This is a genomic window from Clostridium transplantifaecale, assembly GCF_900626075.1.
Lineage (GTDB): Bacteria > Bacillota > Clostridia > Lachnospirales > Lachnospiraceae > Otoolea > Otoolea transplantifaecalis.
On sequence record NZ_UYZY01000001.1, the window covers coordinates 415,742 to 441,874 of the forward strand.

Genomic DNA, 26,133 nt, shown 5'->3' on the forward strand with positions numbered 1-26,133 from the left:
AATGGGAACTAAAAATAACAGAGAGACAGGCAGCCGTCATGAGTCACAGGCGGCTGTTTTTCTTACGGAGCGGGGCTATGTAATTCTGGAACGGAATTACCGCTGCCGCACGGGAGAGATTGATCTTATTGCAAAGGATAACGGATACCTCGTATTTATAGAGGTAAAATACAGAAGCTCAGGGTACAGCGGAGATCCGGCGGAGGCAGTGGACATGAAAAAGAGACGAAGGATTGCCGGAGCGGCCCGTTATTACCTTTTAACCCATGGATACGGGGAGGATATTCCCTGCCGTTTTGATGTCGTGGCGATTTTGGGCGATGAGGTGCGTGTGGTTAAGGACGCATTCTGGCTGCCATGACGCTTCTGTTCAGGAGGACTTGAAAGAATGGAATTTATGAAAAAGACAGAGGATACCATATTGACGCTTAAAGAAAAGGAGGGTGTTCCTTTTCTGTCATTTCCTATCCTGGAAAAAACGGGACTTGTTTCCCAGGCTTTTTCCACCAGACTGGGTGGGGTGAGCAAAGGAGATTTCGCAACAATGAACTTCTCCTTTACAAGAGGAGACAACCGGGAAGATGTGCTCGAAAATTACAGGAGGATGGCTGCGGCCCTCGGCGTGGATATGAACCGCATGGTTCTGACCTGGCAGACCCACACGACGAATGTAAGGAGTGTGACGGCGGAGGATGAGGGGAAAGGCGTAGTGAGGGACCGTGATTACCGTGATGTGGACGGACTGATCACCGATATTCCCGGCATTACCCTGGTTACATTTTTTGCGGACTGCGTTCCGCTTTATTTTCTGGATCCGGTCCACAGGGCGATTGGCCTGTCACATTCCGGCTGGCGCGGCACGGTGAAACGGATGGGACAGGTGACGGCAGACGCGATGAAAGAGGCATTCGGCTCACGGCCGGAAGATATCATCGCCTGTGTCGGACCGAGCATCTGTAAGGACTGCTATGAGGTGGGAGCGGAAGTGGCCGAAGAATTTTGCGGCGCTTTTGATGAAACATACCATAATGCAATTTTACTTAAAAAGCCGGACGGAAAATACCAGCTCGATCTTTGGAAGGCTAATGAAATTGTTTTAACAGAGGCGGGAATCAAAAAAGAAAATCTGGCGGTGACCAATATCTGCACTTACTGCAATCCGGAGCTTTTATTTTCCCACAGAAGGAGCGCTGAGCGGCGCGGCAATCTCTGCGCATTCCTTTCATTAAAAGAAAAGCAGATTTAAAATTATAAATAAAAAGGCAGAAACAACGAAAAAGCACGCTTCGCGAACTTTTCATTGCCACTCAACAAAACCATTATAATTGTAGGAAATAAACGTCCGATTGGACAGGTGGCAGGAAATCCCATTTGTTCCAAAAGATATCAGAGTATTATTTCATCTGAGAGCCATAATAGGAGTGTAGCATAAATAACAGCCCATGAAAGACACAAACAATTGCATGGGCAAAATAAAAACAGATGAAAAGGAGGCGTTTATTATGTCTACTACAAACAACACAAACGTACCAGAAGCTAAGGAAGCAATGAACAGATTCAAAATGGAGGTTGCCAACGAAATTGGTGTGCCGTTAACAAACGGATACAATGGTAACTTAACATCTGCACAGAATGGTTCTGTAGGCGGATATATGGTTAAGAAGATGATCGAAGCACAGGAAAGACAGATGGCAGGTAAATAAATCATTTAACTGACATTAACGGAAAATCCTGAGTTTTTCGGCGAAGGTACAGGGCTGCGGCAGATGTGATGCTGCCATTGCCCTGTATTTTTGCGTGAAATAGCTTTGAATTCGGAAATACTGCTTGTATATAAATCAATTACATACTATAATAGATGAGATAAAAATTTTCGGGGAAAGAATCCATGCGAGTGATATCGGGAAGCGCCAAGAGGCTGCTTTTGAAAACAATAGAAGGTAAGGATACCAGGCCTACCACAGATAGAATTAAAGAGACGCTTTTTAACATGATGCAGAATGATATTTATGGCTGCACTTTTTTAGATCTCTTCAGCGGAAGCGGAGCAATCGGCATCGAGGCGCTGAGCCGCGGCGCAGGGCTGGCCGTTATGGTGGAGAATAATAAAAAGGCAATCGAATGTATCAGAGAGAATCTTAAGACTACCCGTCTGGAAGAGAAGGCAATGGTGATGGACTGTGATGTGATAACCGCGCTTAAGCGTCTGGAGGACAGGCAGCTTACGTTTAATATCATTTTTATGGATCCGCCATACAATCAGCTGCTGGAGAAGACTGTGCTTGAATATCTGGCCCACTCAGCTTTGATTGACCGGGATACCCTTATTATTGCGGAAGCATCCAGGGAGACAGAGACGGATTATCTTTCTGGGCTTGGTTTTGAACTTGTACGCGAAAAGGAGTATAAGACAAACAAGCATTTATTCATTACCAAAGGAGAAAACTAAAAATGAAAACAGCCATTTACCCGGGCAGCTTTGACCCGGTGACGCTCGGCCATTTTGATATAATTGAGCGTTCTTCCAAAATTTTTGATAAACTCATCGTCGGGGTTTTGAATAATAGTGCAAAATCTCCGTTGTTTTCTGTCGAAGAACGTGTTAAGATGTTAAGGGATGTAACCTCGCATTTTGGCAATGTGGAGGTGCAGTCTTTCGATGGTCTGCTGATTGATTTTGTACGCGGGAATGATGCGAACGTGATCGTCAGGGGACTCAGGGCTATTACGGATTTTGAGTATGAACTGCAGCTTGCGCAGATGAACAGGGTTATTGCACCCGAGATAGACACACTGTTCCTGACAACCAATCTGAAATATGCATATTTAAGCTCCAGCATGGCAAAGGAAGTGGCCATGTACGGCGGCGATATCTCTTCTTTTCTGGCTCCCGAGATAGCCGAGGAAGTGAGAAAGAAATATGCGGTGCAAAAGTGACAGGGAGCAAATAAGTAAGGAGAAAGACTATGAGCAGAATTGAACAGATCATTACAGAGATTGAAGACTATATCGACAGTTGTAAGTATCAGGCGCTGTCCAATGCAAAGATTCTTGTTAATAAAGAAGAGATTGAGGAGCTGCTTGTGGAGCTCCGCTTAAGGATACCGGAAGAGATTAAGAAGTACCAGAAGATTATCAGCAACCAGGACGCCATTCTCCAGGAAGCACGCTCCCAGGCCGATGCTATGGTGGCGGAGGCAACGGCCCAGACGAATGAACTGGTGAACGAGCACGAGATTATGCAGCGCGCTTACTCCGAGGCCAACAGCATCATCGAACAGGCGAACGCACAGGCTCAGGCGATTGTAGACAGCGCCGTTATTGAGGCGAACAATATCCGCCAGGGTTCCGTACAGTATACGGACGATATGCTTCGCAGCCTTCAGACGATCATCAAGCACTCCATGGAGGGCGCACAGGGCAGATTCGACGCCTATATGAGTTCCATGCAGTCCAGCTTCGACATTGTATCCTCCAACCGCAACGAACTGGCAGGCAGCGTTGTGAGGGAGCCGGATGACAACGGTGAGGCCGCGGCTACAGAGATGACAGCAGAATAAGGATAAAACATGCGAGACTGGCGTGAACCAGTTTCCATAGTATATAATGCCGGATGGAGAGTCCGGCATTTTTTATAACCGTATTTGTCTGGGAGACGCCGGACAGGCCCCCGAAAGCGGCTGAAAACAGGATCACCAGCGCCGCAGGAAGGCCGGACAGTGAGCGTGAGACATTGTCGATTCCCGTCGTCATTTCCACAAAACCGGTCAGGAGCGGTTTAACCGGTTCCGGAATCAGGCCGGAGCCGCAGATAAAACACGCGAGGATGGAATACAGCATGATATATCCGCCGATTTTGACCATAATTTCCAGGGAGGACATCATAATCTCGTCAAAGGGCTGGGATTTGGCGGGAGGTATATCCGCAGGCAGCGGGGCGGTGCTTCTGCTTTTGACGGAATAGTCGGTTGACGCTATGTTCCGCCCTTTTGTCTTGTCCCTGTAGAAAACCTGTACCAGAAAACCGAGCAGAATAACCGGTATGTAAAGGGAAACCGCGACCGAGATAAACGGGACGGTACCGTCCAGATGGGAATGGACGTATCCGGCTACGAACATCGGGCTGGGGCAGCCTGCGATGGCAAGCAGCCGCTTTCCCTCATTTGCCGTGATTTTTCCTTCCCTCAGGAAATCGGCAGTTGTCTTGGCCCCCATCGGGTAGCCGCAGAGAAGCCCTGCCATCAGGGCATAGCTTCCGCCGTCCGACAGGTGAAGCAGCTTAAAAAGAGGGGAAAAGGGCCGGGTGATGAGAGGCACGCCTCCCCAGGCCACGAGCAGGCTGGAACACAGCATAAAAGGAAGCAGCGTCGGGAGCACCACGTTAAACCACAGCAGCAGGCCGGACTTAGCTCCCTCAAAGGACTGGGCCGGATGCATCAGCAGGAAAATCAGGATCAGGACCGGGATGGCCGGCAGGATGGATTTTTTCATAAGAGTCCGAATAGAATGTTTTATATAATATATGTCCGGAAGCGATTCTCTTATGTTCATTATATTTCTCATTCTGTTATCCGTCTTTAACACGACTATGTTTCACTGGCTGGGGCAGAACCCCGGCTTTTACCAATTGAATGCTTATACCTGGGAGAGCGACGATTTTCGGAGCATGAAGCTGGGAGCGGCCATTGCCGGGCAGGAAAGCCCGGATTACGATCAGATAGCATCCCTGATGCTGGAACATGAATTTGATTTGACAGACTGTAAGGATTTGACGTATCATAACAGCATGGCTCTGATGCAGAAGCCGGCCGCGTATAAGAAGCTGGCGGGCGCATACGAGGTGATACTGAAAGACTTAAAATATTTTCCCATCCCGGAGAGTACAAGGGCCGGAACTCCTTTTCCCGTCTATGAGGACAGCTGGAAGCAGAAGCGTACCTATGGCGGAGAGAGGGGGCATGAGGGCTGCGATATTATGGGCACGGAGCGGGAACGCGGTTTTTACCCCGTCATAAGCGTCAGCGACGGCACGGTGGAAAAGATAGGCTGGCTGGAACAGGGAGGCTGGCGCATCGGAGTGAGGACGCCGTCAGGAGCTTACATTTACTATGCCCATCTCTACTCCTATGCGGGAGATTTAAAGGTGGGAGATAAGGTGAGGGCGGGAGAGCTGCTCGGCTATATGGGCGACTCCGGCTATGGAAAACAGGAGAACACGGTGGGCAATTTTGCCGTGCATCTGCATCTGGGAATCTATATCCGAACCGATCATTATGAAGAGATGAGCGTAAATCCGTACTGGATTTTAAAATATCTGGAAAAGAACCGATTGAAATATAATTACTGACAGTGAATAAAGGAGATTGCAAATTGGACTACAGAGAACTTCCGGCTGATTTTCTGGAAAAGATGAGAGGCCTTTTAAAAGATGAATTTGAGGATTATCTGGCCTGTTTTTCGGAGCCTCCCCACTATGGCCTGAGAGTGAACCGGCTGAAATGTACGGCAGGAAAATTTGCCGAGGCCAGCGGCTGGGAGCTTTTGCCGGTTCCCTGGATCGACAACGGTTTCTACTATAATAAGGAGTTAAAGCCGGCCAGACATCCGTGGTACTATGCCGGTCTTTATTATCTGCAGGAACCGAGCGCCATGACACCGGCGTCACTTCTGCCGGTCACACCGGGGGACCGCGTCCTGGATCTCTGCGCGGCTCCCGGGGGAAAGAGCACGGAACTGGCCGCAAAGCTGATGGGCCGGGGCCTTCTTTTTTCCAATGATATCAGCAATTCCAGGGCAAAGGCGCTGCTCAAGAACCTGGAACTGTTTGGCGCCGGGAATATTTGTGTCTCCAGCGAGACGCCGGAGAAACTTTCCCTGCGGTTTGGGGGATTTTTCGATAAGATTCTGATCGACGCCCCCTGTTCCGGCGAGGGAATGTTCCGGCGTGACAGCGATATGGTTAAGAGCTACAGAGAAAAAGGGCCTGATTATTACAGTGAAATTCAGTATGGAATTGTCACGGAGGCTGTAAAGATGCTGCGTCCCGGCGGGATGCTCCTTTACTCAACCTGTACCTTTGATGAGAAGGAAAATGAGGGAACCATCCGGCGACTGTTGAGTGAACACGGAGATATGCATCCGGTGCCGCTTGAAAAGCGGGAAGGATTTGCGCCGGGCTTCGGACTTCCGGAGTGTGTAAGGCTGTTTCCCCACAAAATACGCGGGGAAGGCCATTTTATCGCCCTGCTTAAGAAGGATGGGGAAGAAGACTGGCCGGCCGGCGCCGGACAAACGGAAAAAATATCTGCTCCTGGAGGAAAAAGCTGGCCGAAAGAGCTGGAGCCGGTCCGTGACTTTCTCTGTATGACAAAGGCGGATTGGGAACCGGAACGCCTGTATCAGGTCGGCGATACGGTATATTATCTGCCGGAGCCATTTTCGGGGAAAGGAAAGGCGTATTTAAAGAATGTCCGCTATCTGAGGACAGGCCTTCTGCTCGGTGAACTGAAAAAAGGCCGTTTTGAACCGTCCCAGGCGCTTGCCATGTTCCTGAAGGCAGAGCAGTTTCAGGACAGTTTTAATATGAGTGCAGAGGATGAGCGGGTAATCCGCTATCTGAAGGGAGAGACGGTTCAGCTTTCAGAGGATGAGGCCGCGGACGGAAAGGGCTGGTGCCTGGTCTGTGTGGACGGCTGGCCTCTGGGTTTTGCCAAACGCCAGGGCGGCATTCTAAAGAATAAATATTATCCTGGATGGAGGTGGCAGTGATGGCCGGGACAATCAGGCTTGACAAATTTCTGGCGGAGATGAAAAAAGGGACGAGAAGCCAGGTGAAGGAGGCAATCCGCAAGGGGCGCGTGCTGGTGGACGGCGCAGTCTGCCGGGAATCCGATTATAAATTTGACCCGGCTGCCGTGACCGTTTGTATGGACGGGGAGGAAGTGGCTTTCTCTTCCGTCGAATATTTTATGCTTAATAAACCCCAGGGCGTCGTATCCGCGACCGAGGACAACCTGCATCCCACCGTTATTTCCCTGATTGGGGATGCGAAGAGGAAGGATCTCTTTCCGGTCGGACGGCTGGATATTGATACGGAGGGACTTCTGCTGATTACAAATGACGGTAAACTGGCCCACGAACTCCTGTCACCGAAAAAGCATGTGGACAAGGTTTATTTTGCAAAGGTTAAGGGAAAACTGAGGGAAGACGTTACAGAGGCCTTCGCGAAGGGAATTACGCTGGCAGACCAAACCACTGTACTTCCGGCAGAACTTCTGATAGAATCTTCTTATGAAGAGGACGGGGAACCAGTCTGTGAGGCCAGGCTCACGATCCACGAGGGAAAGTTTCATCAGGTTAAAAGAATGTTTGAGGCAGCCGGAGGACAGGTTGTCTTTTTGAAACGCCTTTCCATGGGACCGCTTATGCTGGATCCTTTACTGGAACCGGGGGAAAGCCGTCCGTTGACCGCAGAGGAATTAAAGGCGCTTAGAAAGAGCTGAGCGGCGGAGAAAGAACGAAAAGGAGCTGGATACAGATGTTAGAAGGAAAAAAAGCGGCAATATTTGATTTAGATGGGACGCTGGTGGATTCCATGTGGATGTGGAAGGCGATCGACATCGAGTTTCTGGGGCGTTTCGGTTATGGCTGCCCCGACGATCTGCAGAGAGCCATCGAAGGGATGAGTTTTTTGGAGACGGCCGCTTATTTTAAGGAGCGCTTTAAACTGCCGATGGAGCTCGATGAGATTAAGGATATCTGGGTTAAGATGTCCATAGACAAATACCGCCATGAAGTGCCGCTTAAACCGGGGGCAGAGGCGTTTCTGAAGGAACTGCGCGGACGCGGTTTCAAGCTGGGAATCGCTACCAGCAACGGACGGGACATGGTGGACGCGGTGCTTGGTTCTTTAAAAGTGGAGCCATATTTTGACGTGGTGACGACGGCCTGCGAGGTTGCCGCCGGAAAACCCGCGCCCGACATTTACCTGAAAGTTTCAGAAACCCTGAAGGTAAATCCCCTGCAGTGCCTCGTATTTGAGGATATTCCGGCCGGAATTCTGGCGGGCAAGAGGGCCGGGATGACAGTCTGCGCGGTGGAGGATGAATTTTCACTCGACTTAACCAGGGAAAAACAGTCCATGGCGGACTATTACATAAAAGACTATGATGAACTGCTTATGAAAGAAACCTTTAAAACACAGGCAGACAGATAATTGGAGAAAATGTGATGATACATGATTACTTACCGATTTCAAAGGCAGATATGGAAAAACGCGGCTGGGAAGAGTGCGATTTTATCTATGTGACGGGTGACGCCTACGTGGATCACCCGTCCTTTGGCCATGCCATTATCAGCCGTATCCTGGAATCACACGGTTACAGGGTGGGAATTATTGCCCAGCCGGACTGGAAGGACGCAGACAGTGTCAGGATTCTGGGAGAGCCGAGGCTGGGATACATTGTTTCGGCCGGCAATATGGATTCCATGGTGAACCATTATTCCGTTTCCAAGAAAAGACGCGCAAAGGATTCCTACACTCCCGGCGGCGTGATGGGAAAAAGGCCCGATTACGCTACGGTTGTCTACTGCAACCTGATACGCTCCATCTCAAAGAAACCGATTATCATCGGCGGAATTGAGGCCAGCTTAAGGCGGCTGGCCCACTATGATTACTGGTCGGGGAAAATGAAACGGTCGATTCTGCTGGATTCCCAGGCCGATCTGCTTTCCTACGGGATGGGGGAACGCTCCATTGTCGAGATTGCCGATGCGCTTAACAGCGGAATTGATATTAAAGATATTACGTTTATCGACGGAACGGTCTATAAGGCCGATTCACTGGCATCGGTATACGATGAGGTGACACTCCCCTCCTATAAAGAACTGACGGCGGATAAAAAAGAATACGCGAAAAGTTTTTATACACAGTACTGCAATACGGATCCCTTTTCCGGAAAACGGCTGGTGGAGCCGTATGGGGAGCGTCTCTTCGTGATCCAGAATCCGGCCTCGAAACCGCTCAGTGAAGAGGAGATGGACGACGTTTATGCCCTGCCTTATATGAGAAATTACCATCCGTCCTATGAGGCGGCGGGAGGTATCCCGGCCATCACCGAGGTGAAGTTCAGCCTGATCAGCAACCGCGGATGTTTCGGCGGGTGCAGCTTCTGCGCCCTGACCTTCCATCAGGGAAGGATTGTGCAGACGAGGAGCCATGAATCGATTGTGGAGGAGGCAAAGCTTCTGACGCAGGAACCCGACTTTAAGGGGTATATCCATGACGTGGGCGGACCGACGGCCAATTTCAGGCATCCGTCCTGTGAAAAACAGATGAAAGCGGGTGTCTGCCCGAATAAACAGTGCCTGTTCCCAAAGCCGTGTAAAAATTTAAATGCCGATCACAGCGATTATATTGCGCTGCTCAGGAAGCTCCGGGATATCCCAAAGGTAAAAAAAGTATTTATCCGTTCGGGCATCCGATTCGATTATCTGCTGGCGGATCCGGGACATGCTTTTTTAAGGGAGCTGTGTAAGTACCACGTCAGCGGCCAGCTGAAAGTGGCACCGGAGCATATTTCCGACAACGTGTTAAAGAGGATGGGGAAACCGGAGAACAGTGTATACCGCCAGTTTATGAAGGAGTATGCGAGGATGAATGAGAAGCTGGGGATGAAACAGTTTCTCGTCCCTTATCTGATGTCTTCCCATCCGGGGTCGACGCTTACGGAGGCGGTGGAGCTGGCGGAATATCTGAGGGATCTGGGTTATATGCCGGAACAGGTGCAGGATTTCTATCCGACTCCATCCACGCTTTCCACCTGTATGTACTATACAGGATACGATCCGAGGACAATGGAAAAGGTCTATGTGCCGACCAACCCTCATGAGAAAGCAATGCAGAGGGCGCTGATCCAGTACAGGAATCCCAAGAACTATGAACTGGTCATGGAGGCTCTCAAGGCAGCCGGAAGGACCGATCTCATCGGTTTTGATAAAAAATGCCTGATCCGGCCGAGACAGACAGGGTATCAGAATTACGCCAGGAAAAAAGAAGATGGGAAGCCGGATGGAAAATCCTCCAGGCCGGTCAAAAAAAAGACCATCAGGAATGTGCATAAAAAATCAGGAAGGTGATACTGAATGAAAATAGCAATAGTAACGGGAGCCTCCTCGGGTATGGGCCGGGAGACGGCGGTACAGCTGGCGGACCGCTTTGCCGGTTTTGGAGAAATATGGCTGGTTGCCAGGAGAATGGACCGTCTTACGGAACTGGAAAAGCAGCTTCCGGTCCCGGTTAAGAAATTTGCGATTGATCTCACGGATGGGGTCCAGCTTTCCGAGCTTTCCGAGGCGCTTAAGAAGGAGCAGCCGGATGTGAAGATTCTGGTGAACGCTTCGGGTTATGGAAAGATTGGCAGAGTCGGAAGCGTCGCTTTAAATGAGGAGACGGGAATGGTGCGTTTAAATTGCGAGGCGCTCTGCGCCGTCACCCATATGGTTCTGCCTTATATGAGCAAGAACAGCCGCATCATTCAATATGCGTCCTCGGCGTCCTTCCTGCCGCAGCCCGGCTTTGCCGTCTATGCGGCGACCAAGGCGTTTGTTCTGAGTTACAGCCGCGCTCTCGGTGAGGAGCTTAAAAAACGCGGCATCTATGTCACGGCGGTATGCCCGGGACCTGTGAAAACCGAGTTTTTCGACATAGCGGAGACAACGGGACGGATTCCGCTCTACAAGCGCCTGACTATGGCGGATCCGGTCAAAGTGGTGAAGCTGGCGGTGCGCGACAGCCTGATGGGAAAGCCGGTCTCCGTATACGGAATTATGATGAAAGGCTTCCGGCTGATGTGCAAGGTGGCGCCGCACAGTCTGATTCTTAAAATCATGTCATGCATTTCACCAAAGCAGGTGGTAAAACCGGAAGAGGAGAACGAAAGTGAAGAAAAGTAAAAAAGGGGAGTACGGCTACCGTACCAGTTTTAAGAGAAAGCATATTTTCCTGATATCGATTCTGGCCGCGTTTATTATTGCTCAGCTTGCGGCCCGTTATTTTACGGACAGCCAGGCGGTTAAGAATATTCTGACCGTCATGGCCGTCGTCACAGTGCTTCCGGCCGCGAACCTGGCTTCACCGCTGGTGGCGATTATCAGGTACAAAACGCCGTCTAAGGAATTTTATGATAAATATTCGGCATATGAAGTGAAATTTCCGATGCTCTACGACATGGTGCTGACAACGAAGGACTATGTGCTGCCGATGGACGCCATAGCGGTCCATCCAACCGGCATTTACGCCTACTGCATCAATCCGAAGGTGAATATCCAGGAGGCCGAGAAATCGTTAAATGATATCCTGGTGTCCCAGAGGCTGGATCCGAATATGAAAATCACCAAGGAACTGAGCACATTTGATAAACGGCTTAAGAGCCTGAAACCGGCCTCCGAGTACGAGGATGACGGAAGTGTGGAGTACGCTGTAAATACAATGAAGAGCCTGTGCATGTAGAAAACGGCGGCGGGAAATACATAAGCGGACAGTAAAGGTTAGAAGAAACGAAACGGGGAAATAAAGAGGATGCAGGTCGTAAAAATAACAAAAAACGAAGCCGGTCAGAGGCTCGATAAATTACTGGCCAAGTACCTGAATCTGGCGGGAAAAAGTTTTATCTACAAGATGCTGAGAAAGAAGAACATCACCTTAAACGGCAAAAAATGCGATGGCTCCGAGAAGTTATCCGAGGGCGACGAGGTGAAGCTCTTCCTTTCCGACGAGACCATCGAAAAATTTTCCGAAGTAAAAATTCAGAAGGTGAAGAAGACGAAGCTTAACGTGGTCTACGAGGACAATGATATTATCCTGATCAACAAACCGTCCGGCATGCTGTCCCAGAAAGCGAAGGACAGCGACGAATCCCTGGTGGAATACCTGATTGATTACCTTTTGGACAGCGGACAGCTTACCGGGGAGGAGATGCGCCAGTTCCGCCCATCCGTCTGCAACCGGCTGGACCGTAATACCAGCGGCATTGTCATAGCGGGCAAGTCACTTCCCGGCCTGCAAATCATGTCAAAGGCTATCAAGGAGAGGACTATTGGGAAATACTATCTCTGTATCGTAAAGGGAAAAGTGGACGGGACGAAGGAAATCTCCGGTTTCCTGAAAAAAGATGAAAAGACCAACCAGGTGAAGGTTTTGAAACACGAAGAGAAGGATGCGCTGCCCATCAGGACGCTGTACCGGCCCCTTTTAAGCGACGGTAAACATACACTTTTAGAGGTGAAACTGATCACGGGGCGCTCCCACCAGATCAGGGCGCATCTGGCCTCCATCGGCCATCCTATCGCCGGAGATTACAAATACGGAGATCCGAGGCTCAATGCCGCAGTGAAGGAAAAATACGGGGTTAAATCCCAGATGCTCCATGCCTGGAGGCTCGTAATGCCGTCCCGGATGGAGGAGCCGCTGTCCGGCTTAAGCGGCCGGGAATTTACGGCAAAACCGCCCGCAGAGTTTGACGCGATGACGGCGGAGATGGAGAAAAAGCAATAGCAGGAGAATATCACGAATGGGAACCTGGAATACAAGAGGCCTCCGCGGATCGACGCTGGAGGATCTCATCAATCATACAAACGACAGTTACCGGGAAAAGAGGCTGGCGCTGATTCAGAAGATACCGACCCCAATCACGCCGGTCAGCATCGACAAGGAAAGCCGTCATATTACAATGGCTTATTTTGACCAGAAGAGTACCGTGGATTATATCGGCGCAGTCCAGGGCGTGCCGGTCTGTTTTGACGCCAAGGAATGCGCTGCGCCGACATTTCCCCTTCAGAACGTCCATGCCCATCAGGTTGCCTTCATGAAAGAATTTGAAGAACAGGGCGGCGTCGCCTTTATCATCCTATATTTTACCGCAAAGGATGAGATGTATTACGTGCCTTTCGAAGAACTGAACCGGTTCTGGATCAGGATGCAGGAGGGCGGAAGAAAGAGCTTTACATATGACGAACTGGATAAATCCTGGAAAATCAGGAGTTACCGCGATATTTACGTCCATTATCTGGAGCCGCTTCAGAGGGATTTAGAGATGAGAGACGAGGAATGAGAACGCCGCCGGGATGGCCGGGGGGCGGGATGGTGAGAGGGAGTTATGATTCTTCAGTCCCGGTTTGCAGAGTGTGGCGAGGGGAATCCAGGAGAAAAAATTCCTACGGGGACTCGCTCTCGCTTGTGGAATGCGCAACGGGTGCTAGATTCGGTAATACCTCATCAAGCACCGGCGGATTCCAATGTCCCCTTCAGAAAGTTTTCTCCTTCCTTCCCCGGGCAGGTTGTCGACGGGACTGAAGACACGTAGGTTTTCGCCATCCCGAACCCAAGCCTGCGGCCGTTGAAAAGGTAAAAGGTTCACGACTACGTATCGGCCGCGACAATACCTCCCCCGCACTTGATAAAAGAGACAATCAGCCCCTGAAGCCGGCGGACGGGGCAATACCCTTCGCTGAGTCTTCAGTCCCGTCGATAACCTGCCCGGGGAAGGAGGAGAAAAACTTTCCGAAGGGTGACCTTGAAGCCCGCCGGTGCTTGGCGAGGTCCTTTCGAGCCTAGCATCCGCTGTGCGCTTCACAAGCGGGAGCGAGTCCCCGAAGGAATTTTTTTCTCCGGATTCCCCCTCACCACAATCTATATACCGGGACTGAAGACTCATATACAACCACCCACCACCCCGTCCGCCGTCTTACAGAGGCGTCCTCGCATTTCAACTAAATCCCCAATATCCCTTTTTTCCTGAAGAAATATGTAGTATAATATCTGATGTGTGTGGACATGAGCTGCCATTCGCGGACCGTGTTTACAGCGGGAAAGCAAATTGCAGCGATAACCGTAATATATGGAATTTCTTTAAATAAAAACTATGAGGTGAAGGTATGAGCAAAGCAGCAGATCGTTTATTGAAGTACGTCTCCTTTGACACTCAGTCAAAAGATGAGATGGAGCAGGTTCCGAGCACGGAAAAACAACTTGTGCTGGCAAAAGAACTGGTCAGGGAACTGGAAGAGATGGGAGCATCCAATGTCCGTTTGAGTGAGAACGGCTATGTCTATGCGACAATCGAGGCAACTACGGAAAAGAAAGTGCCTTCTCTGGGTTTTGTCGCCCACATGGATACTTCTCCGGCCCTGTCTGGCAAGGATGTGAAGGCCAGAATCGTGGAGAATTACAGCGGCGGTGACATTGTCCTGAATGAGGAGAAGAATATTGTCATGAGAGTGAAGGATTTCCCGTTCCTGGTGGACTGTGAAGGGAAAGACCTGATTGTGACCGACGGAACAACGCTGCTTGGCGGTGACGACAAGGCGGGAGTAGCCGAGATTATGACAATGGCCGCATGGCTTTTAGAACATCCCGAAGTGCCCCACGGCACAATCCAGATTGGTTTTACTCCGGACGAGGAGGTTGGCAGAGGCGCTGATTTCTTTGATGTGGAAGGTTTTAAGGCGGATGTGGCTTACACGGTGGACGGAGGTCCTTTAGGGGAGCTGGAGTACGAAAACTTCAACGCGGCATCCGGCAGAGTCTATGTGCACGGTGTGGGAATCCATCCGGGCGGAGCCAAGAACATGATGAAGAGCGCCGTTTTAATCGGAATGGAATTCCAGAACCTGCTTCCTGTATTTGAGAATCCGATGTACACGGAGGGATATGAGGGATTTTTCCATCTCGACCAGTTTGCCGGAGATGTGGAGAATGCCAAAATGGATTATCTGATCCGCGATCACGATATGCAGAAGTTTGAGCAGAAAAAGGCATTATTTGCCGCGGCTGCAGACTACCTGAATAAAAAATACGGCGAGGGAACCGTTGAGGTCAAGATAAAGGATTCCTACTATAACATGAAGGAAAAGATCGAGCCTTACAAATATCTGATCGACATTGCGAAAGAAGCCATGGAAGAGAACGGCATCACTCCGGAGATCTCTGCGATCCGCGGAGGCACGGACGGAGCAAGGCTGTCCTATATGGGACTTCCATGCCCGAATCTCTGCACGGGCGGCTACAACTTCCATGGAAGATATGAGTTTATACCGGTCCAGTCCATGGATAAAGTGGTGGATCTGCTGCTGACGATTGTAAATAAATTTGAGGCGCTTGGGGAATAGGAAAAGTTTTTATTTCCAGGTATATGGCGACAGCACTTTGTAGTTAAATACAGATTAAAAGGTAAAAAACACTCTGCACCGGCTTGGGATGCAGAGTGTTTTTTTACTATCCGGACAGGCGGCTTCGGGTAAAAGACTTGCCGGTGATACAGCAAAAAGATATAATGGAATAATATGACAGATGAGTGAGCTGAAGAAACAGGGGGAGGCTGGCAGAAACTATAAAAGGGCGGCCTTTCATTGATGACACAATCCTTGTGAAAGAGGCGGATAGTTGCAGGCAGAAAGAAAATGAAAGGAGAAGGATATGGCAGAATATTTATCACCAGGAGTCTATGTAGAGGAATTTGATTCCGGTGGAAGACCAATGGAAGGCATTGGAACCAGCACGGCCGGTTTTATCGGTGCGGCTGAGAGAGGGCCGGTGGAAGGTTTTCCCCAGATGATAACGAATTTTTCAGATTTCAGGAGAAATTACGGAGGTTATCTCTCGGCGAATGAGTTCGGAAACTTCAGATTTCTTGCTTACGCTGTGGAACATTTTTTTATTAACGGCGGGGAGCGCTGTTTTGTGATGAGGGTGGCGCCGCAGGATGCGGCCTGCGCCGAAGGAGCTGTTCCGATGGGAGATGCGCCTGTCTTATCGCTGAAAGCCAAAACCCCGGGGCTGTGGGGCAACGGCTTAAGGGCGGTCATATCTCCATCCAGTAAGGCTAAAACCCAGATTTTAGAGGTGCTTGAGACAGGATCCGGTAAAGGCTATTCCGTCAAGAGTGGAGCCGGCTTTATGAAAGGAGATATCGTAGCGTTTAGCGACGGGACAGAGACGGTGCTGAATCGGATCGTTAAAAGCCAGGATAACGTTTTGATTTTTGAGAAAGAGTTTGAGGCAGACGTGGTGGACAAAGGGCTCCTTCCCGGCAAAATCATTTCTACCTGCGAATTTTCCATGGAAGTCCGCTATGAGGATGAGGTGGAAAGCTTTGATTACCTCTCTTTTAATACTGAGGCGCCGAATTTTGTGGAAAACAAGATGGCTAAATCCGAACTAGTGGCCGTTACATATGCAGGGAAAGAGGAAAAAGAGATAAAAACTCCCTTTGAATGTCTTCTGGGAGGGCAGGCGGCCAAGGTGTCCGTCGGCTTTTCCGGTGGAAGTAACGGGAATACCCTTGGGATGACGGCAGGCGACTTTATAGGTGTGGATAAAGGTACTGGAAAGAGAACCGGAATACAGGCATTTCTTGACAATGATGTTGTATCCGTCATGGCGGTTCCGGGAGTAACCGATCCCAATGTGCAGCTTTCCCTTGTGGCCCACTGTGAGAATCTGACCAGCCGTTTTGCCGTCCTGGATATCCCCCAGGGTGCCAGAAAGGTACAGGATATCCGGAGCCACCGGGATATTTTCGATTCGACCTACGCGGCCCTTTACCATCCGTGGCTGACTGTTTTTGATCCGCGGGACAAGAGAAATATCCAGATACCGCCCTCGGGTTCTGTGATTGGAATCTATGCCAGAAGCGATAAAACAAGAGGCGTCCACAAAGCGCCGGCCAATGAGGTGGTCAGAGCCTGTGTGGGACTGGATGTACAGTTTAATAAGGGGGAGCAGGATCTTCTGAATCCCGTGGGAGTAAACTTAATCAGGGCGTTCCCGGGACAGGGGATCCGTGTCTGGGGGGCCAGGACGGCCGGCAGTGACGGAAGCTGGAAATATATCAATGTAAGGCGCCTCTTTATTTATATAAAGGAATCCATAAAAGCCAATACCAATTGGGTGGTATTCGAGCCGAACGATGAGCTGCTTTGGAGCAGGGTCCAGAGAACCATTGAGGTTTTCCTCACCAGCCTCTGGAGAAACGGAGCCCTTGCGGGCTCTTCACCTGATGAGGCATTTTTTGTCAACGTAGGAAAAAGTACAATGACTCAGGATGATATTGACAATGGAAGGCTGATTTGCGTGATCGGAGCTGCTCCTGTCAAACCTGCTGAATTTGTAATTTTCAAAATTACCCAGAAGACGGGCGATTCCCAGCAGCAGGAGGCAGTGGATCGTTGAAAGTGCAAAAATTTTGAAATACCGAAAAAAGAAATAGGGAAAGGAGCATTATCATGGCAGTATATCCGGGAGCGAAATTCCGTTTTAAGCTGGATATCGATGGACTGGAGGCAGGAAGGTTCAGTGAGGTTTCCGGTTTCGACGCGGCGATAGAACCGATTGAGAACAGGGAGGGAGATATGGCGGCAGAGAATCCGATGAGGGTGGCGGGACTGCGTAAATACGGCAATATCACCCTGAAGAATGGCATGCTCGAAGGAAAAGCCGCTTACGGCTGGATTGAGAAGGGGATGGCCGGTGAGGTGGAGAGAAAGACTGTGACAGTAAGCCTGCTAGATGAGATGCGGAATGAGGTGGCAGTGTGGAAGATTATTAACGCATGGCCTGCTAAATATTCGGCGCCTGATTTCAATGCGGCTTCCTGTGAGATTGCTATTGAGAGTTTGGAGCTGGCTCATGAAGGTATATCAAGGGAGTCATAGATTTTTAGCAGCGCGATGGATTTTGTGGCGGAGACTTCTACCCTATGATAAGTGATAAACGGTTATAGGGGTGAACGGAATAAAAGGATAGGAGGCAGATGTATGGATGCATCTATGGTGACGGGAATTGTCAAAGAAAATTGGAATGAGGAGCAGCCTGGGAGAATCCGGGTGGAGTACGGTCTGGGAGTGGATGGCAAGCGTCTTTCCGGCTGGTTACCGGTGATGACCGGTTACTGCAAAACGGAATACGGTTCATTACTGCTGCCTGAAGTGGGAACGGAGGTGGTTGTAGGTTTTCTGAACGGAAGCCCGGATTGCCCCTTTGTGATGGGCTGCCTGCAGGGGCTTGCCGACACGCCGCCGGAGGGAGTGGCAAAAGAGGAAAATCCAGTCAGGATGATGAGAACAGAGGGAGGATGTCTGACACTTGATATTAAGGAAAAACTGGAATTCAAAATTGAGGGTGAACCCTTTCTGACCCTTGAAAAAGGAAGGATTACTCTGGCTTCCGATGTGAAGATAAACGGACAGAAAATAGAGCTGAAGGCAGAAAAAGGACTTGCCGTAAGCGGTGCATCAGTGATATTAAGGCCTTCCCAGACCTTGGAACTCGGGGCGGATAAAACGAAGGTTGAGGGAATGATACTGGAACTTAAGGGGACTGCCAGCGCTAAACTTGAGGCAAACGGTCTGTTAGAAGTTAAGGGAGCTATGGTCAAACTGAATTAAAAAGAAGACCGCTTATGGATCAGTTCTGAAGACAGGGAACTGCCCGTGCCATGAAATCTGTAAACGGAAGAGAGTAAAATCATTTTTAGACAGGAGATGACGGAATGAGTTTTTGTGTATGTGGTGGGGCGTGTATAAGCTGCAGTTTCGGTTCGGTACCGTCCACTTTAAATGTATTGCCTGCGGCCAGGGTGATGAACACCCAGGCGATTGCCTCCATCATGGATAAGGTGCCTATGGTTAATATCCTACCCTTCGGCCTGTGTTCCTCCATGGCAAACCCCATGGTGGCGGCCGCAACGGCTGCTGCGTTGGGCGTACTGACGCCGATGCCATGCATACCGGTAACGCCGGTTCCGTGGATGCCAGGCAATCCGCGGGTTTTAATTTCTGGAAAACCGGCACTGACATCTGATTCAAAACTGATATGCGAGAGGGGAGGATACATCCGGATTATGATGCCGGGAATATTCAATATTCAGATATGACAGAACTTGAGGAAGCTGATGCAATAATCAGAAAATTCAGAAAGAAAACGGGATTGTTCCCCATGTTCACCCCTCTTCAAAAAGTGCTGCTGCGAACTCCATGCCAGCAGCACTTTTTGTAGTTCTAATACCGAATCCAACATCAAATCGAAAGCCAATTCTAACTTCAATACTGAAACCAACACCAAACCTCAGAAGAAACTTTCAGACAGTGAACAAAAGGCGTTCCCCGGACTTCCGAAGGAGCATTGTGGTTGACAGCCTTCTCATTTCTCAATTAAAATCCCGCTTTAGGATTGAAAATCATTTGTTAACTTACAAAAATAAAAGGTTGACAATTTGGAGCGTAATTGGTAAGATTTATCTGAATGTAAACTGTATTTTATTTTTGGTTTACATTCAGATAAATCTTACCAAACAGAAAATTATAGGAGGAAAACATGTTACAAAAAGCAGAAAAACCCCTGAGGTATTCACCGGTACTGAACCTTACCTATACAGCGATGTTTACAACGCTGATCGCCGTAGGGGCGTTTATTAAAATTCCGGTGCCCGTGGTGCCTTTTACGCTGCAGTTTTTATTTACCATGCTGGCGGGGCTTTTGCTGGGTGGTAAAAATGGGGCGGCCAGTGTTGCCCTGTATATAGCGCTTGGGCTGGCGGGGCTGCCTGTTTTTGCAGAGGGCGGCGGAATCTGGTATCTTTTAAAGCCGAGCTTTGGCTATCTGATCGGCTTCTGTCTGGCCAGTTATGTGACGGGGAAGATAGCCGGACACGGGAATCCGCTGACAATTAAAAAACTTCTGGCAGCAAATTTTACAGGGCTGTTTATTGTCTATGGGGTTGGGATGGTTTATTACTACATCATCTGTAATTTTGTGATAAATACGCCGATAGGAGTATGGCCGCTCTTTCTCTACTGTTTTATATTAGCAGTCCCGGGAGATATCTGTTTATGTATTTTGGCAGCTTATCTGGTAAAGCGGATTCAGCCGGTTATGAAAAGTATGAGATAGGGTGTAACGGCATCAGATACATAGGAGAGATTGAAGAACTGCAGAATGAGGTGGACTGAATATGAGTAAAAATATCTTTATTACGGGAACCGGAACAGACATCGGGAAAACCTTTGTGACGGGCCTGATTGTGAAAAAACTGAGCCAAAGCGGGAGAAACGCGGCATATTATAAAGCGGCTATGAGCGGGAACAGCCGCGGCGGAGACGGAAATCTGATTCCGGGTGATGCATGGACTGTAAAGAGTGTTTCTGGAATTGCCCAACCGCTGGGGGAGATGTGCCCCTATGTATATGAGCTTGCGTATTCTCCCCACCTCGCTTCCAGAATTGAGGGGAATCCGGTTCGGCTGCAGGTGGTCAGGGAAGGATTTGAGGCTGTCTGCCGCAATTACGACTATGTAACGATGGAGGGCAGCGGAGGTATTGTATGTCCGGTCTGCTTTGATGAGGCCAAAATCCAGTTGGAGGATATTATCAGAGAACTGAAGCTGTCCTGCCTGATTGTCGCAGATGCGGGACTCGGCACAATTAACGATGTGGTTCTCACCTGGGAATATATGCGCTCCCATGATATTCCGGTAAAAGGAATCATTTTCAACCATTTCCATGCAGGGAATGTGATGGAGGAAGATAACCGGAGGATGTGTGAATACATGACGGGACTTAAGGTGCTGGCCTGCGTCAAAGACGGTGATACAGAGCTTGACATAGACGCAGATGAACTGGCATCCCTGTACGAATAGGAAAGAAGGTAAAAAATATGATTTGGTATCCATATCAGCAGATGAAAACAATGAAACCGCCCTATAAAGTCGTCAATGCGGAGGGCGTTTATCTCTACACGGAGGATCAGAAGCTGATTGATTCCGTTTCCTCCTGGTGGAGCGTCATCCACGGTTATAAGCATCCGGAGCTGACGGAGGCAATCAAATCCCAGGCGGATCGGTTTGCCCATGTCATGCTGGGGGGACTGACCCATGAACCGGTGGAAAAACTGTCTGAAAAACTGAAGGAATGGCTGCCCGGGGATCTGGATTACTGTTTTTATTCTGATTCCGGGAGTGTGGCGGTGGAAGTGGCTCTTAAAATGGCGCTGCAGTTTAATACAAACCGCAAAAAGACCAGGAGTAAGGTCTTGTCCCTGACCCGGTCTTACCACGGGGACACATTTAAGGCCATGGAAGTGGGAGACGATGAGGACTACCATTTTGCATTCGGGGAAAAGAAGGATGTGATCCATATTCCAACGGAGATTCCAGCCCTGGAGGAAGCGTTTAAACTGTATCATGATAATTTGAACTGTTTTATCGTGGAGCCTCTTCTTCAGGGTGCGGGAGGAATGCAGATGTATGATATCTCATTTTTAGAGCGGGCGAGAGAACTGTGCGACGAGTACGATGTACTCCTGATTTTTGATGAGGTCGCCACCGGATTTGGACGGACCGGATTCCGTTTTGTCGCAGATCTCGTATGCCCTGATATCCTGGTTTTGGGAAAAGCTCTTACAGGAGGGTATATCGGACATGCGGTTACGGTTGCAAACCATAAGGTATATCAGGGCTTTTACGGCGACGATCCCGCCCTTGCACTGATGCACGGACCCACCTTCATGGGAAATGCCCTGGCTTGCAGTGTGGCGCTAAAATCCATTGAGCTTTTTGAAAAGGAAGATTACATATCGAAGATCAGCCGTATTACCGATATTACCCGGAGGGAGATGGAAGGCTATACGGACAGCCGCATAAAAGAGATACGTATTATGGGAGGCTGTGTCTGCATAGAGGTACGCGATCCCGCCGTATTGGAGGGATATCAGCAGTTTGCATATGAACGGGGCGTATTCAGCCGTCCGTTTTTAAACTACATGTATGCGATGGTTCCTTATGTAATCACGGAACAGGAATTAGTCAAGGTGCTGGATACGATGAAAGCATGGTTTCAGTAGAAAAATAGAATGAGGAAAAAGGCGCTCTCTGCATGGAACAGCGTCTTTTTTCATGTCTGTGCTGACTTGCAGGCACTATGGCAAAATGTTATAATGAATAAAGGTAATAGAACCGAAGGGGGCATTGCTATGAAGAAAAAAATGGAACGGCTAAAGAGAATTCTGGAAGAAAGTACGTACACTGTGGCGCTTTGCGGCTCCGGCATGATGGAGGAAGGCGGATTTACAGGGATAAAAAAGCAGGACAAAGCTTACGACATAGAAAGCCGCTACGGCCATTGCGTGGAAGAGCTGTATTCGGCTACCTTCTATAATACGCGGCCGGAACAGTTCTTTGAATTTTACAAAAGTGAAATGCTTCACCATATGCCGCATGACACCGCTACCGGTCCGGCGCTGGCAGCCATGGAGCGGGCAGGCAGACTTCAGAGCGTAATCAACAGCAACATCTATGACAAGCCGCGCAGGGGAGGCTGCGGACATGTAATCAACCTGCATGGAAGTATCTACCAGAACCAATGTCCCAGATGCGGCAAAGAATACCCTGTTCCCTACATAATGAATGCAAAACACGTACCGCTTTGCGAAGTCTGCAGGATTCCCGTCCGGCCGATGATTTCTCTTTTCGGAGAGATGGTGGACAGCCAGAAGATGACAAGCACCACAGAGGAGATTACAAAAGCCGATACATTACTGCTGCTGGGGACGACTCTTGCTTCCGAAGTATTCCATCATTATATTCAGTATTTTGAAGGAAGACATCTGGTCATTATCCATAAGCAGAAGCACTATTTGGACGAGAAGGCGTCACTTGTGATACTGGATCATCCTATGAATGTACTGCCTCTTCTTGGATATGGAAAAGAGGATAGCAAAGCACAGTAGATATTTATTAATTTTACGCCGGGGCCGTTTTCAGGCCCCGGCATTTTTCTATACGACCGGAAGAGAAGCGGCATGACATGTGCAATTTAACCTTCTTTATTTTATTTTCCCATCCTGCACGGTAATAATCCGGCTGCTGCTTTTAGCCGCTTCGGGGGAATGTGTCACCATGATAATTGTCTGGCCGGTGTTTTTGTTAATCTCCCTCAAAAGATTCATAATCCCGGCCCCGGTCCGGCTGTCCAGATTTCCCGTAGGCTCGTCGGCAAAAAGGATTTCCGGGCTGTTAATCAGGGCGCGGGCAATTGCCACACGCTGCTGCTGGCCGCCGGATAATTCGCGGGGCGTGTGTTTCCTGTGTTCGGACAGGCCGACGAGACCGATAATCTGATCAAGCTGTTTCCGGCAGCTCCCTATCTTTTTACCGTCCAGAAGCAGCGGAAGCATGATATTTTCCTCTGCATTCAGGTTGGGGATTAGATTGTAAAACTGAAAGACAAAGCCGATTTTCTGCCGCCGGATACGGCTCATTTTTTCGTCTTCCAGGCGGGAAATATCCGTGCCGTTTAAAAGAACAGAGCCGCCTGTGGGGATGTCCAGACCTCCAAGGATATAAAGCAGCGTACTTTTTCCGGAACCGGACGGTCCCATGACGGATACGAATTCCCCCTGCAGGACCTGTAACGAAATATCTTTGAGTACCTTTACGGTTTCGCCGCCGAGACGAAAATCTTTTACAATGTGTTTTCCCTCCACGGCAATGTTTGCGGGTGTCTGTTTCATGAAATAACCTCCTGTCATCGCGTACTATTCAAATTTGATTTCCTCCACCAGTTTCATACTGCGGCTCTTAAATACTGGGACAACGGAGCCAAGCAGGGTCACAATAATTCCCATGATACCGGCGCGCAGGAAGATAACGGCATCCAGCTCCGGCGCCATTGAGATTTTTGGTCCGGCTACAAGGAAAATGGTCTGAATTTCCATGCAGGAAACAAAAACCGCTATAACCGCCCCGATAAGACCGGCCGAAAATCCCTCAATCAGCGTTATTTTTATATTCTGCCGGTTGGAAAGCCCCACCGACTTGTACATGGCAATGCTCCGCCGTTTTTGGATGCAGTTGATTAGCAGGTTATTAATGACGCCCACGGCCGCCAGCGCGAAAATAAAAAAGGTCATGGTGTGCATGGGCTGCAAAAAAGCTCCCACGGTAGACAGGGCGTCCGCGTTAAATTCCTTCACCGTCCGGCTCCAGTTCGGTGTATCACCGAACAGAGCGCGGATTTGCACCATAATAGCTTCGGGATCTGCGGCGGTATAAGCAAGGAAGCCATAAGAAACAGGGCCGAAATCAGCTGCTGCATATGAGGAAGAAATGACCGCCTCTACATCCGTAGCCCTTGATTTGAAGCTGCCCACTACAAGATAATCATTTTGTCCGGCGCCGCAGGACAGGGGAAGCATATCACCGATGGAAAAACCGGTGCGTTCCATGCAGCTTTCACTTAACAGAACGGCCCGTTCCCCGTCAAAGGCTGAAATTGCTTTTTCTTCCATCCCCCTTTCCGTATATTGGAGCGCCAGCATGGAGCTGTACCATTCCAGATGATCGGTTGCCTCCAGACGGCTGAAAGTCTCGCCCTCCGCCTGCATCTCATTTTTATACACGTAAAGGGGAAGCGCTTTTTTAATTCCCTCCATCTCCTTAACCTGTTCGATAAATTCCGGTTCCATCTGCCCATCCGCAAAGCCCTGAATTTCAGCGTCCCTGAACACGTCGCCGATGTAGGCGGTCACGAAATCCCCCACGGCGGTGATGGCGATTACAGCGGAAATGCTGATAAAAAGCAGCGTGATATTCTGCGAAGTATTCCGGTTGCCCCGCATATTCCGGGCGGCAAGCCTTCCTTCGTTTCCCAGGACGGCTCCGTAAAGATGTTCCAGTCCCGCTGCGCTCATGTCCGTCAGCAGCGGAATAATCAGAATTGCGGAGGCAATCAGCCCCAGCAGAGAAAATCCGCCGGCCGGATACAGCGCTTTTGGTGAGGCCAGTTTAGGAAGAAACGCTGAAATTATAAAAAGCGTAATGCCGGTCCCGGCCCTATAGCGCCGGGGGATATGTTTTTCTTCCACGCTGCCGAGCACAACATCTTTGATCGGCAGCCGGCTTGCCCGCCGCACCGGGAGCCATGCGGAGAGCAGGGATACCATTACCGCAGCCGCAAAGGAAAAAAGGATACTGAATGGAGTGACGACAACCGGAATCTCGATTCCCTGTGAAAGAGACTGCCCCATTCCCCGCAGAATCAGTTTCAGGACGAGTATACCCGCCGGAATCCCTATCAGGCCGCCCATGACGCCGTACAGTGCGCTTTCCAGCAGAAGAATGCGGGTCACGGCCTTTTGCGTTGCCCCAATACTGCGGAACGTGCCGATTACAGGCAGGCGATCCAGGGTAATTACCTTGTAGCTGCTGTAAATGATAAAAATGCTCACCGTCAGGGAGAAAAAGCTGATCAGAAAAAACGGCATGGATTTTTGCCGTGCGTCCGCAAAGATCTGCGCCTCATCCACCACTTCGGACACGCGGTATCCGCCGCCAGGCAGAGCTGCTGCCAGCTCGTGTTTCAGTTCCGAAGCAGAAATCCCTTCGGCCGGTTTAATTAACAGTTCGGTGTATCCGTCCTTCCGGCCGGACAGGGCGGAAAGGGTGGAAAGGGGCAGAAGAGCGGTCGTCCCTCTTGTATGCCGGAGAAAAACAGTATCATAGGCGGCAACCGCCTCCACGGCGAAAGGAACCGGCTGCCCGTTAATCTGCAGCGTAACCGTGTCACCCGCCTCAATCCCGTATTTTGATGTGAAACGGTCCGGTAAGATAACCTTATTACCGGTGAAATCCTCAATTTTCTCCCCGTCTGCGAACCGCGGAGGATTGATCTGATTGAGCAGGGCCAGATCGGCCGCTATCAAATCAACGGTTTCATAATAACCGTTTTCGTGGTAAAGGGCAGTCCCCTTCAGCGCCCCGACAACGGCATCCACCGACGGCAGTTCCGGCAGGATGCCGATATCGACAGGACCCTCGGCCGCAGTTACGGAGATTGCCGCGCTTCCGGCCATTCCGCGCGCCATTTTCCGCTGTGCGCTTTCATAAGAAGCGCCAATGGAAAACGACACCAGAAGAAGGGTGGAGGAAAGTAAGACGGACAGAAGCATGACGGCGGTCCGCATTTTTCTTTCTTTGACGTTTGTGAGAATGTATTTCCAGATGATTTTCAAAATAAGACCTCCTTGAAAGCAGAAAAAAGGTTGGCAGCTATCATTAAATTAATAATAGTCTGCCAACCTTAATC

Annotated in this window: 27 protein-coding genes; 24 read left to right on the plus strand and 3 right to left on the minus strand. The window is 49.7% G+C overall.

Annotated elements, in window-relative coordinates:
• The first annotated feature begins 1 nt into the window (after nt 1).
• From EJL91_RS01815 to EJL91_RS01840, 6 genes are all read left to right on the plus strand, one after another.
• On the plus strand, nt 2–361 hold the full coding sequence (locus EJL91_RS01815; protein ID WP_125140253.1) for a YraN family protein: 360 nt from the start codon (nt 2–4) through the stop codon (nt 359–361).
• Nucleotides 362–388: 27 nt separating this feature from the next.
• Nucleotides 389–1,246, plus strand: a complete 858-nt coding sequence (gene pgeF, locus EJL91_RS01820; protein ID WP_125140254.1) for a peptidoglycan editing factor PgeF — start codon at nt 389–391, stop codon at nt 1,244–1,246.
• 256 nt (nt 1,247–1,502) lie between these two features.
• Entirely contained in the window at nt 1,503–1,703 is a 201-nt protein-coding gene (locus EJL91_RS01825; protein WP_125140255.1) for a small, acid-soluble spore protein, alpha/beta type, read from the plus strand.
• A gap of 221 nt (nt 1,704–1,924) precedes the next feature.
• Nucleotides 1,925–2,449: a 16S rRNA (guanine(966)-N(2))-methyltransferase RsmD gene (gene rsmD, locus EJL91_RS01830; protein WP_479723350.1), complete on the plus strand. Its 525-nt coding sequence runs from the start codon at nt 1,925–1,927 to the stop codon at nt 2,447–2,449.
• Nucleotides 2,450–2,451: 2 nt separating this feature from the next.
• Nucleotides 2,452–2,937 carry a pantetheine-phosphate adenylyltransferase gene (coaD, locus tag EJL91_RS01835; protein WP_125140257.1) on the plus strand — a complete coding sequence of 162 codons (486 nt, stop codon included), beginning with the start codon at nt 2,452–2,454 and terminating at the stop codon, nt 2,935–2,937.
• A gap of 29 nt (nt 2,938–2,966) precedes the next feature.
• Complete coding sequence (locus EJL91_RS01840; protein ID WP_125140258.1) at nt 2,967–3,560, plus strand: vacuolar family H+-ATPase subunit H; 594 nt, start codon at nt 2,967–2,969, stop codon at nt 3,558–3,560.
• Here EJL91_RS01840 and EJL91_RS01845 read toward each other — a convergent pair.
• Nucleotides 3,538–4,551, minus strand: a complete 1,014-nt coding sequence (locus EJL91_RS01845; RefSeq protein ID WP_341466936.1) for a nucleoside recognition protein — start codon at nt 4,549–4,551, stop codon at nt 3,538–3,540. The genes EJL91_RS01840 and EJL91_RS01845 overlap by 23 nt on opposite strands.
• Here EJL91_RS01845 and EJL91_RS01850 point away from each other — a divergent pair.
• From EJL91_RS01850 to EJL91_RS01935, 18 genes are all read left to right on the plus strand, one after another.
• Complete coding sequence (locus EJL91_RS01850; RefSeq protein ID WP_125140259.1) at nt 4,544–5,347, plus strand: M23 family metallopeptidase; 804 nt, start codon at nt 4,544–4,546, stop codon at nt 5,345–5,347. The genes EJL91_RS01845 and EJL91_RS01850 overlap by 8 nt on opposite strands.
• Before the next feature lie 23 nt (nt 5,348–5,370).
• On the plus strand, nt 5,371–6,768 hold the full coding sequence (locus EJL91_RS01855) for an RsmB/NOP family class I SAM-dependent RNA methyltransferase (RefSeq protein WP_125140260.1): 1,398 nt from the start codon (nt 5,371–5,373) through the stop codon (nt 6,766–6,768).
• Complete coding sequence (locus EJL91_RS01860) at nt 6,768–7,502, plus strand: pseudouridine synthase (RefSeq protein ID WP_125140261.1); 735 nt, start codon at nt 6,768–6,770, stop codon at nt 7,500–7,502. Before EJL91_RS01855 ends, EJL91_RS01860 begins: the two co-directional genes overlap by 1 nt.
• 35 nt (nt 7,503–7,537) lie before the next feature.
• Nucleotides 7,538–8,215, plus strand: coding sequence for an HAD family hydrolase (locus EJL91_RS01865; RefSeq protein ID WP_125140262.1), 678 nt, complete (start codon nt 7,538–7,540; stop codon nt 8,213–8,215).
• 14 nt (nt 8,216–8,229) lie between these two features.
• Complete coding sequence (locus EJL91_RS01870; protein ID WP_125140263.1) at nt 8,230–10,137, plus strand: YgiQ family radical SAM protein; 1,908 nt, start codon at nt 8,230–8,232, stop codon at nt 10,135–10,137.
• A gap of 6 nt (nt 10,138–10,143) precedes the next feature.
• On the plus strand, nt 10,144–10,953 hold the full coding sequence (locus EJL91_RS01875) for an SDR family NAD(P)-dependent oxidoreductase (protein WP_125140264.1): 810 nt from the start codon (nt 10,144–10,146) through the stop codon (nt 10,951–10,953).
• The gene (locus tag EJL91_RS01880) at nt 10,940–11,509 is read left to right on the plus strand and encodes an O-linked GlcNAc transferase-like protein (protein WP_125140265.1); all 570 of its coding nucleotides are present in this window, start codon (nt 10,940–10,942) and stop codon (nt 11,507–11,509) included. The genes EJL91_RS01875 and EJL91_RS01880 overlap by 14 nt, the downstream gene beginning before the upstream one ends.
• A 69-nt stretch (nt 11,510–11,578) precedes the next feature.
• Complete coding sequence (locus EJL91_RS01885) at nt 11,579–12,553, plus strand: RluA family pseudouridine synthase (protein ID WP_125140266.1); 975 nt, start codon at nt 11,579–11,581, stop codon at nt 12,551–12,553.
• 16 nt (nt 12,554–12,569) lie between these two features.
• The gene (locus EJL91_RS01890; RefSeq protein WP_125140267.1) at nt 12,570–13,109 is read left to right on the plus strand and encodes a Holliday junction resolvase RecU; all 540 of its coding nucleotides are present in this window, start codon (nt 12,570–12,572) and stop codon (nt 13,107–13,109) included.
• An 823-nt stretch (nt 13,110–13,932) separates the two neighbouring features.
• Entirely contained in the window at nt 13,933–15,165 is a 1,233-nt protein-coding gene (gene pepT / locus EJL91_RS01895; protein ID WP_125140268.1) for a peptidase T, read from the plus strand.
• A 307-nt stretch (nt 15,166–15,472) separates the two neighbouring features.
• Nucleotides 15,473–17,227 (plus strand): phage tail sheath family protein, encoded by a 1,755-nt coding sequence (locus EJL91_RS01900; RefSeq protein ID WP_125140269.1) that lies wholly within the window; start codon nt 15,473–15,475, stop codon nt 17,225–17,227.
• A 53-nt stretch (nt 17,228–17,280) separates the two neighbouring features.
• On the plus strand, nt 17,281–17,709 hold the full coding sequence (locus EJL91_RS01905; RefSeq protein WP_125140270.1) for a phage tail protein: 429 nt from the start codon (nt 17,281–17,283) through the stop codon (nt 17,707–17,709).
• A 102-nt stretch (nt 17,710–17,811) separates the two neighbouring features.
• Nucleotides 17,812–18,441, plus strand: a complete 630-nt coding sequence (locus EJL91_RS01910) for a phage baseplate assembly protein V (protein WP_125140271.1) — start codon at nt 17,812–17,814, stop codon at nt 18,439–18,441.
• Between the two features lie 104 nt (nt 18,442–18,545).
• On the plus strand, nt 18,546–18,929 hold the full coding sequence (locus EJL91_RS01915; protein ID WP_125140272.1) for a DUF4280 domain-containing protein: 384 nt from the start codon (nt 18,546–18,548) through the stop codon (nt 18,927–18,929).
• 440 nt (nt 18,930–19,369) lie between these two features.
• On the plus strand, nt 19,370–19,945 hold the full coding sequence (locus EJL91_RS01920) for a biotin transporter BioY (RefSeq protein WP_125140273.1): 576 nt from the start codon (nt 19,370–19,372) through the stop codon (nt 19,943–19,945).
• Nucleotides 19,946–20,006: 61 nt separating this feature from the next.
• A complete protein-coding gene (bioD, locus tag EJL91_RS01925; protein ID WP_125140274.1) occupies nt 20,007–20,690 on the plus strand; it encodes a dethiobiotin synthase in 684 nt (227 codons plus the stop codon).
• Between the two features lie 17 nt (nt 20,691–20,707).
• Entirely contained in the window at nt 20,708–21,892 is a 1,185-nt protein-coding gene (gene bioA / locus EJL91_RS01930) for an adenosylmethionine--8-amino-7-oxononanoate transaminase (RefSeq protein WP_125140275.1), read from the plus strand.
• Nucleotides 21,893–22,021: 129 nt separating this feature from the next.
• A complete protein-coding gene (locus tag EJL91_RS01935) occupies nt 22,022–22,777 on the plus strand; it encodes an SIR2 family NAD-dependent protein deacylase (RefSeq protein WP_125140276.1) in 756 nt (251 codons plus the stop codon).
• 96 nt (nt 22,778–22,873) lie between these two features.
• On the opposite strand, the gene EJL91_RS01940 is transcribed toward EJL91_RS01935, so the two are convergent.
• Entirely contained in the window at nt 22,874–23,560 is a 687-nt protein-coding gene (locus EJL91_RS01940) for an ABC transporter ATP-binding protein (RefSeq protein ID WP_125140277.1), read from the minus strand.
• Between the two features lie 24 nt (nt 23,561–23,584).
• Nucleotides 23,585–26,059 (minus strand): ABC transporter permease, encoded by a 2,475-nt coding sequence (locus EJL91_RS01945; protein ID WP_243125206.1) that lies wholly within the window; start codon nt 26,057–26,059, stop codon nt 23,585–23,587.
• Nucleotides 26,060–26,133 lie beyond the last annotated feature (74 nt).